The 1563-nt window shown below is 76.7% G+C and carries 1 protein-coding gene and 1 pseudogene; both read left to right on the top strand.

The window, feature by feature from the left end; translation table 11 throughout:
* Positions 1–124: 124 nt before the first annotated feature.
* Entirely contained in the window at positions 125–1267 is a 1143-nt protein-coding gene (locus KN815_RS49020; protein ID WP_216348191.1) for an inositol-3-phosphate synthase, read from the top strand.
* 44 nt (positions 1268–1311) lie between these two features.
* Positions 1312–1563, top strand: a pseudogene (locus KN815_RS49015) (UbiA family prenyltransferase); the annotation flags it as partial.

The following is a 1563-nucleotide window of genomic DNA, read 5'->3' as shown; positions in this document are numbered from 1 at the left end:
GGGGCGGCCTTGGCCGCGCCCGCCCACGACACCCCTGTGCCACCACCGATCCGGCGCCGCCCCTGCGGATCCGCGGCGCCCCGAACCACCTGCGCAACCCACGCCCAGCCCCCGGGAGGCAGCAGTGAGCACCCGCCCCGACGACATCACCCCACCGCGCGACGCACCCCGTACGGGGGTCTGGCTCATCGGCGCTCGCGGCTCCGTCGCCACCACCGCCGTGGCGGGCTGTGCCGCCGTCGCCGCGGGGTTGCAGCCGGCGACCGGAATGGTCACCGAGACCGCGCCGTTCGCGGACAGCGGCCTTCCCGCACTCGCCGACCTCGTCTTCGGCGGCCATGACACCGCCACGACCCCGCTGCCCAAGCGGGCCGAGGCGCTGGCCGCCGACGGGGTGCTGCCGCATGGGCTGCCCGCCGCCGTACGCGCCGAACTCGCCGCCGCCGACGCGGCCGTCCGCCCCGGCGGGCCGCAGCCCGGCGACGGCCGCGGTGAGGAGGAGCTGATCGCGGCCTTCGCGGCCGACCTCACCGACTTCCTCCATACGCACGGGCTGGCCCGCGCCGTCGTCGTCAACGTGGCCTCCACCGAAGCGGCCCCGGAGGACACCGGGACCCTGCCCCCCAGCTCCCTCTACGCCGCCGCCGCGCTGCGCGCGGGATGTCCGTACGTCAACTTCACCCCGTCCACCGGGCTCCACCATCCCCGGTTGCGCGAGCACGCCGAGCGCTCCGGACTGCCGTACGCCGGGCGCGACGGCAAGACCGGGCAGACGCTGCTGCGGTCCGTCCTCGCGCCGATGTTCGCCCAGCGGGCGCTGGCCGTACGGAGCTGGTCCGGTACGAACCTCCTGGGCGGCGGCGACGGCGCCGCCCTCGCCGACCCGGGCGCCGCGGCGGCCAAGAACGCCGGGAAGGCGCGGGTCCTGACCGACACCCTCGGCGAACTCCCCGACGGCCAACTGCACATCGACAACGTGCCCGCGCTCGGCGACTGGAAGACCGCCTGGGACCACGTCGCCTTCGAGGGCTTCCTCGGCTCCCGAATGGTGCTTCAGACCATCTGGCAGGGCTGCGACTCGGCCCTCGCCGCACCGCTCGTCCTCGACCTGGCCCGGCTGACCGCCCGCGCCCACGAGGCCGGCCTCGCCGGGCCGCTCCCCGAACTCGGCTTCTACTTCAAGGACCCGGACGGCGGCCCGGCCGCCCTCGCCGACCAGTACGCGGCGCTGGCCGGCCTCGCCGGACGGCTGCGGGGCCGCTCATGACGCGGGCGGCGGGAAAGCGCGGGAGCTGGGGGAACGTAGGCGACTGGGCCGAACTGCTCCGGGTCTCGGCCCTGTTCACCGTGCCCGGTGACGCCCTGGCGGGCGCGGCCGCGGCCCGCTGCGGCCCCAACCGGGGCACCGCGCTCGCGGTCTGCGCGTCGCTGTGCCTGTACGAGGCGGGCATGGCGCTCAACGACTGGGCGGACCGGGACATCGACGCCGTGGAACGCCCTGGCCGCCCGCTGCCGTCGGGCCGTATCGCCCCGGGCGCCGCGCTGACCGCCGCGACCGGACTG

Origin of the sequence: Streptomyces niphimycinicus (genome assembly GCF_018883605.1) — a bacterium.
GTDB lineage: Bacteria > Actinomycetota > Actinomycetes > Streptomycetales > Streptomycetaceae > Streptomyces > Streptomyces niphimycinicus.
This window is presented reverse-complemented; position numbering and strand designations above follow the sequence as displayed.